6 protein-coding genes are annotated in these 6175 nt (G+C 59.4%); 5 read left to right on the top strand and 1 reads right to left on the bottom strand.

Going from position 1 to position 6175, the window contains the following annotated elements:
• Positions 1-7 precede the first annotated feature (7 nt).
• Positions 8-1024 carry a UDP-glucose 4-epimerase GalE gene (galE, locus tag IBX54_RS11605; protein WP_296542814.1) on the top strand — a complete coding sequence of 339 codons (1017 nt, stop codon included), beginning with the start codon at positions 8-10 and terminating at the stop codon, positions 1022-1024.
• The gene (locus IBX54_RS11600; protein WP_296542812.1) at positions 1021-1581 is read left to right on the top strand and encodes a sugar transferase; all 561 of its coding nucleotides are present in this window, start codon (positions 1021-1023) and stop codon (positions 1579-1581) included. Before galE ends, IBX54_RS11600 begins: the two co-directional genes overlap by 4 nt.
• Before the next feature lie 68 nt (positions 1582-1649).
• Here the strand turns inward: IBX54_RS11600 and IBX54_RS11595 are convergent, their stop codons facing one another.
• Positions 1650-3233: an ATP-binding protein gene (locus IBX54_RS11595; RefSeq protein ID WP_296542813.1), complete on the bottom strand. Its 1584-nt coding sequence runs from the start codon at positions 3231-3233 to the stop codon at positions 1650-1652.
• On the opposite strand from IBX54_RS11595, the gene IBX54_RS11590 reads away from it, so the two are divergent.
• From IBX54_RS11590 to IBX54_RS11575, 3 genes are all read left to right on the top strand, one after another.
• On the top strand, positions 3192-3770 hold the full coding sequence (locus tag IBX54_RS11590) for a transposase (RefSeq protein ID WP_296542811.1): 579 nt from the start codon (positions 3192-3194) through the stop codon (positions 3768-3770). The two genes, IBX54_RS11595 and IBX54_RS11590, sit on opposite strands and share 42 nt — an antisense overlap.
• A gap of 182 nt (positions 3771-3952) precedes the next feature.
• Positions 3953-4261, top strand: a complete 309-nt coding sequence (locus IBX54_RS11580; protein WP_296542809.1) for an H-NS histone family protein — start codon at positions 3953-3955, stop codon at positions 4259-4261.
• A 63-nt stretch (positions 4262-4324) separates the two neighbouring features.
• Positions 4325-6175 (top strand): nucleoside-diphosphate sugar epimerase/dehydratase (locus IBX54_RS11575; RefSeq protein WP_296542808.1); only part of this gene is annotated, 1851 nt, incomplete at its 3' end.

Here is a 6175-nt window from a genome sequence, read left to right as displayed (position 1 = left end):
ACCCAGCATGATTTTTGTTACAGGCGGTGCCGGCTACATTGGCACACACACGGTCGTCGAGTTGCTCAATGCGGGGCATGAAGTGACCGTGTTCGACAACTTTTGCAACAGCCAGCCCGAGGCCCTCACGCGGGTGGCGCGCATCACCGGCAAGCAAGCCCGGCTGGTGCAGGGTGATATGCGCGACTCGGCCGCCTTGGTGGCCGCCTTGCGTGCCAGCGGCGCCAGCGCCGTGATTCATTTCGCCGGGCTCAAGGCGGTGGGCGAGTCGGTGCAAAACCCGCTGGCTTATTACGATAACAACGTGGTTGGCACGGTGCGGCTGCTGCAGGCCATGACCGAATGCGGCATTAAAACCCTGGTGTTCAGTTCTTCGGCCACGGTCTATGGCGACCCGCAGCGCCTGCCGCTCACCGAAGACCATCCGCTGTCGGCCGCCAACCCGTACGGCCAGACCAAGCTGGTCATCGAAGACATGCTGCGCGACCTGTACCGCAGCGACCCGGCCTGGCGCATCAGCATCCTGCGCTACTTCAACCCGGTGGGCGCGCATGCCAGCGGCCTGATCGGTGAAGACCCGCTGGGCACGCCCAACAACCTGCTGCCGTTTGTGGCGCAGGTGGCGGTGGGGCGGCGCCCGTTTTTGAACGTGTGGGGCGCTGACTACGCCACGCCTGACGGCACCGGCGTGCGCGATTACATTCATGTGGTTGACCTGGCGCTGGGCCATCTCAAGGCGCTGGAGCGTCTGGCGCATCACGCCGAGTGCCGTGCCATCAATCTGGGCACCGGGGTGGGTTACAGCGTGCTCGACATGGTGCGGGCTTTTGAGCAGGCCAGCGGCAAGCCGGTGCCCTACCAAGTGGCGCCACGCCGCGCTGGCGATATTGCCGCCTGCTACGCCGACCCGGCCCAAGCCAAGGCCTTGCTGGGCTGGCGCGCCGAGCGCGATCTGGCATGTATGTGTGCTGACGCCTGGCGCTGGCAAAACGGCAACCCGAACGGCTATGCGCAGGCAACATGAAACGGCTGTTTGATTTGCTGCTGGCGGTTTTGGCTGGCTGTGTGTTGCTGGTGCCTGTGCTGCTGGTTGCGGCGCTGGTGCGATTCACGTCCAAAGGGCCGGTGCTGTATTGGTCTGACCGGGTGGGGCGCAACAACACCATTTTCAAGATGCCCAAGTTCCGCAGTATGCAGATTGGCACGCCTGCGGTGGCGACACATTTGCTGAGCAACCCGGATGCCTACCTGACGCCGATTGGCAGTTTTTTGCGCAAGTCCAGCCTTGATGAATTGCCGCAGCTGTGGAGCATTTTGAAAGGTGACATGAGTTTTGTCGGGCCGCGGCCGGCTTTGTTCAACCAGCACGATTTGATTGAATTGCGCACGCAGCAAGATGTGCAAAAGCTACTGCCCGGGCTCACCGGTTGGGCGCAGGTGAACGGGCGCGACGAGCTGCCAATACCTGACAAAGTGAAGCTGGATGTGGAGTATTTGCAACGCCAGTCGCTGTGGTTTGACATTCGCATCTTGTGGCTCACGTTTGTCAAGGTACTGCGCCGCGATGGGGTGTCGCATTGATTCAGCAATAATGGGGACGCTACCCTTTTTTCAAGCTGGTGCTCGGGCTTACCGGCTGGGCGCAGCTGTTACAGGGCAGCTATGGGGTCTTCGTCGCCGTTTAACAGCCAGTCGGGCGCCAGATAAAGCTGTATCTCGGGCGGCACGGCGCCCTCCTTGGGCGGGTTGAGGGTGACAAGCTGCAATGCGGCGTGGGGCCAAGCCGGGGCGGCGTCTTGTAGCGCGCGTACTTCACGCGCCAGGGTGTCGGGGCTGTCGAGGTCGGCGCAGACCTGAATCAGGGCCTCGCTGCCCGTCACTCCGCGCGCATAAAAGTCCACCTCAAAACCTGCCGGGGTGCGCACATAGTTCACTTGGGCGCCACGGCGCTGTAGCTCTTGCAGCACCGCCGTTTCTAATGCGTGACCCACATTGGCTTTGCCGGAACGGTCAAACAGCGCCATCAGGCCAGTATCCACGGGGTACACCTTGCGCGGGTTGACCTGCCTGCGGCGCTCGGAGTCCGTGGCAAGGTCAAGGCTGCTGAGCAAAAAGGCATCTTCCAGATGCGCGAGGTAGCTGTGCAGGGTGTCCTTGCCCACCGCCACGCCGCGCGATTTGAGATCGGCATGGAACTTGTTAATGCTGAATGCACCGGCGGCATTGCCCAGAAGTTGTCGCACCATCCAGTGCAATACCTGAGGCTGGCTGAGGTTGTGGCGCTCTATCACATCTCGCAGGAGCACAACATCGACATAGGTTCGCAAGAGCTCAAGACGGTTGCGGGCGTCGAGGCCCTGCGCTTCGGGAAAGCCACCGTGCGCGAGGTAGTCAAGCAGATGGCGGTCGAGCTGTGAGCGCTCGGCCTTGGTCAGGCGGTTGGTTGGTTTTTGCGGCTCACAGCCCGCGTGGCGCAGCATCTCGCGAAAGCCGAACGGAAAAACAACCGCTTCCATGGCTCTGCCACGCATGCTGGTGGCCACTTCACGCGAGAGAAGACGCGCGGACGACCCAGACAGGAAAAGGTCGATGTTTTCGCTGTCAAGCAAGCGCCTGGCAAATAGTTCCCAGCCTGGTACGAGCTGGATTTCATCCAGAAAGAAGCTGGCACGGCGGCTATCACGCCATGCAGGGTTGAGTTGGTAGAACGTTTCAACGAGCAGGTCGAGATCTTGTAGTTGCATGTCAGCGAGACGTTCGTCTTCAAAGCTGAAATAAAGCAAGCCCTCGCGCGGTATGCCACTTGCATGGCGGTCAGCCAGAATCTGCCACAGCAGGCTGGTCTTGCCAGCCCGCCGCATGCCAATCACCGCCGTAGCCTTCGCCTTGACGGCGGGTAACCAGATGTCCCGGCGCGTCAGCACTCGCAGCGGCACCGCTTGGGCATCAATGATTTTCTGGCGAATGACGGTGCGAAATTGACTTTTCATAAAGCACAATTTTATTTCAATTTGTCCTTTTAAAAAAGATGAATAAAAAGGGGACGCTAATAAAAAGGGGACGCTACCCTTTATCTTTGCTATGCTCAGCCCATGCCAAGATTGCCCAGAGCCGTGTTTGCTGGCTTTCCCCACCACATTACCCAGCGTGGCAATCGGCGCGAGCCCGTTTTTTTCAGCGATGAAGATCGCTTGGTTTATCTGGCTTGGCTCAAGGAATACGCCGAAAAGCACCAAGTTGAAGTGCTGGCCTATTGTCTGATGACCAACCATATTCATTTGATTGCCGTGCCTGCTACGGACGATGGCTTACAGCAGACGCTCAAGCCATTGCACATGCGCTACGCCCAGCGTTTTAACCGTCAGCGCGATTGGACGGGGCATGTCTGGCAGGGGCGATTCTTTTCCTCACCGCTGGATGATGTCTATTTGTGGGCGGCGCTGCGTTATGTGGAATGCAATCCGGTGCGCGCGGGCATGGCAAACCGTGCCGAAGATTACCGCTGGTCAAGTGCCCCAGCTCATTGTGGTCGCTGCCCGGATGTCTTGCTTAAATTGGATTCTGTCTGGCATCAGCAATTTGCAGCTGTTGAGGATTGGTCAGCCTGGCTGGCGCAGACCGACGACGCTGAGAAATTGAAAACGCTGCGGTTGCACGCAGACAAGGGCCTGCCCTGTGGGGATGAGCATTTTGTCGAACGACTTGGCGCGATGGCGGGCAGGTCCTTGGTATCAAGGTCGCCTGGCCGACCAAAGGCAGAAAAAGGGTAGCGTCCCCTTTTTCCCCCCTTTTTCCCTGGATGTAGAGTATCTGCAACGAAGAACCTTTTGGTTGGATATAAAAATTATTCTGTTAACTGCATTGAAGGTAATAAAAAGAGATAATGTGACCCTCTAAAAGAGCCACGACCACGTGCCGCCAGGTGTTTTAACCCTTATATTTACTTAATACCATGACCAACTTGATCGATATTCAAAACCAGATTGCCATCCTGCAAAAACAGGCCGAAGAAATCAAGGCGCAAGAGTTCAACAAGACCGTGCAAGAAATCAAGGCTAAAATGGCGGCCTTTGGTATCACGGTGGCAGACCTCGATGGTGGCAAAGCCCGCCCGCGCAAGGCGGCTGGCAAGTCCGGCAGCACGGCACCGGTCAAATACCGCGGCCCCAATGGTGAAACCTGGAGCGGGCGGGGCTTGATGCCGCGCTGGTTGGCGGCCTTGGTGGCGCAGGGGCAAAGCAAAGAATCATTCGCCGTTTAAGTTGACCAGGTAATAAAAGCAAAAGCGCCCATCAAGGCGCTTTGATCGCTCAGGGGGGTTATTTTGCAAAGCCGGATTTTGAATTGGCCGCGCACCGTCAAGCAATTGGTGGTGCTGTCGCAGGATATGGTTTTGGCCATTGTGGCCACATGGATCGCATTTACTTTGCGGCTTGATGTGGCGCATATTCCCAGTGGTGCCCAGTGGTGGGTGTATCTGCTGGCGCCAACGCTTTTTATTCCCGTATTTATCAAGTTTGGCCTGTATCGGGCCATTTTTCGTTATACCGGCTTGGCTGCGTTGCAGGCCACCGGGTTGGCGGTGCTGATTTACGGCTGCCTGTTGACGACGATTTTGGTATGGCAGCAATGGCCAGGGGTGCCGCGCAGCTTGGGCGTGTTGCAACCGTTGGTTTTTTTGTTTTTGGTGGGCGCCAGCCGGGCGTTGGCACGGTTCTGGCTGGCCAATCTGAGCAAGGCCCGAGCCAATTGCGAAGGCCGCTTGCTCATTTATGGTGCGGGCACCGCCGGCGTGCAAACCATGGTCGCTTTGCACCTGTCGCAGCAATACGAGTTGGTGGGGTTTGTTGATGATGACGCTGCCAAGGTTGGCCGCAATCTGAATGGTACGCCGGTATTTGCCCCGTCCGAGGTGCCGCAAGTGGTCGAGCGCGAGTGCGTTTCCAACATCTTGCTGGCCATGCCGAGCGCCACGCGTGAGCGGCGCAATGCCATTCTGGAAAGCCTGCGGCCCTTGCCCGTTCACATCCGCACCCTGCCGGGCATGGCCGACCTGGCCAGTGGCCGTGTCACGGTGCAGGATTTTCGTGAGCTCGACGTGGAAGACCTGCTGGGCCGTGCTTCGGTGCCGCCCGACACCGCCCTGTTGGCACGCGACCTGGCTGCGCAGGTGGTGCTGGTGACCGGTGCCGGTGGCAGCATTGGCGGCGAGTTGACGCGCCAGATCGTGCTGCAGCGGCCGCGCCAGTTGCTGTTGCTCGATCACAATGAGTTTGGCCTGTACAGCATTCACCAGGAGCTGCAGGGCATTTGCGCCATGCATCAACTGGACGTTGAACTGGTTCCGCTGCTGGGCAGTGTGACCAACCCGCAACGTCTGGCCGAGATTTGCGGGGCCTATCGGCCGGCCACGGTCTATCACGCCGCTGCCTATAAGCATGTGCCCATGGTCGAGTGCAACCCCGGTGAAGGCATTTTGAATAACGTGTTTGGCACGCTCAACACGGCGCGCGCGGCCGTGGCCAGTGGCGCCAGGCGGTTTGTGCTCATTTCCACTGACAAGGCGGTGCGACCCACCAACGTGATGGGCGCCAGCAAGCGCATGTCGGAGCTGGTGTTGCAGGCCTTGGCACCTGACTGTGACACCTGTTTCACCATGGTGCGCTTTGGCAACGTGCTTGATTCCAGCGGCAGCGTGGTGCCGCTGTTTCGCCGCCAGTTGAGCGAGGGCGGCCCGCTGACGGTCACGCACGCCGAGGTCACCCGCTACTTCATGACCATTCCCGAAGCCGCGCAACTGGTGCTGCAGGCCGGCGCCATGGCGGCGGGTGGTGACGTCTTTGTGCTCGACATGGGCCAACCTGTCAAGATCCTGGACCTGGCGCAGCGCATGGTGCAGCTCAGCGGCCGAAAAGTGCGCGACGCAGCACACCCGGACGGCGACATCGAGATTGCCATCACCGGCCTGCGCCCGGGTGAAAAACTGTACGAGGAGCTGCTGATTGGCGACAACCCCGAGCCCACCGCGCACGCCCGCATCATGAAAGCGCATGAGGCCTGCTTGAGCTGGGATGATTTGGTGCCGCACCTGAACGCGCTGCGCACAGGGGCCGAACAAGCCGACCTGACTGCGATCAAGACCGTGTTGAAAACCTGCGTGCACGGGTATGGGGAC

The organism is Rhodoferax sp. (assembly GCF_014859475.1).
Classification (GTDB): domain Bacteria; phylum Pseudomonadota; class Gammaproteobacteria; order Burkholderiales; family Burkholderiaceae_C; genus Rhodoferax.
The sequence above is the reverse complement of the archived record's forward strand: the minus strand, read 5'-3'. Positions and strand labels throughout refer to the sequence as shown.

Bases quoted from the DNA above. Each gene is read 5' to 3' on its own strand.
- galE (WP_296542814.1), top strand. From the start codon at position 8: ATGATTTTTGTTACAGGCGGTGCCGGCTACATTGGCACACACACGGTC.
- IBX54_RS11600 (WP_296542812.1), top strand. From the start codon at position 1,021: ATGAAACGGCTGTTTGATTTGCTGCTGGCGGTTTTGGCTGGCTGTGTG.
- IBX54_RS11580 (WP_296542809.1), top strand. From the start codon at position 3,953: ATGACCAACTTGATCGATATTCAAAACCAGATTGCCATCCTGCAAAAA.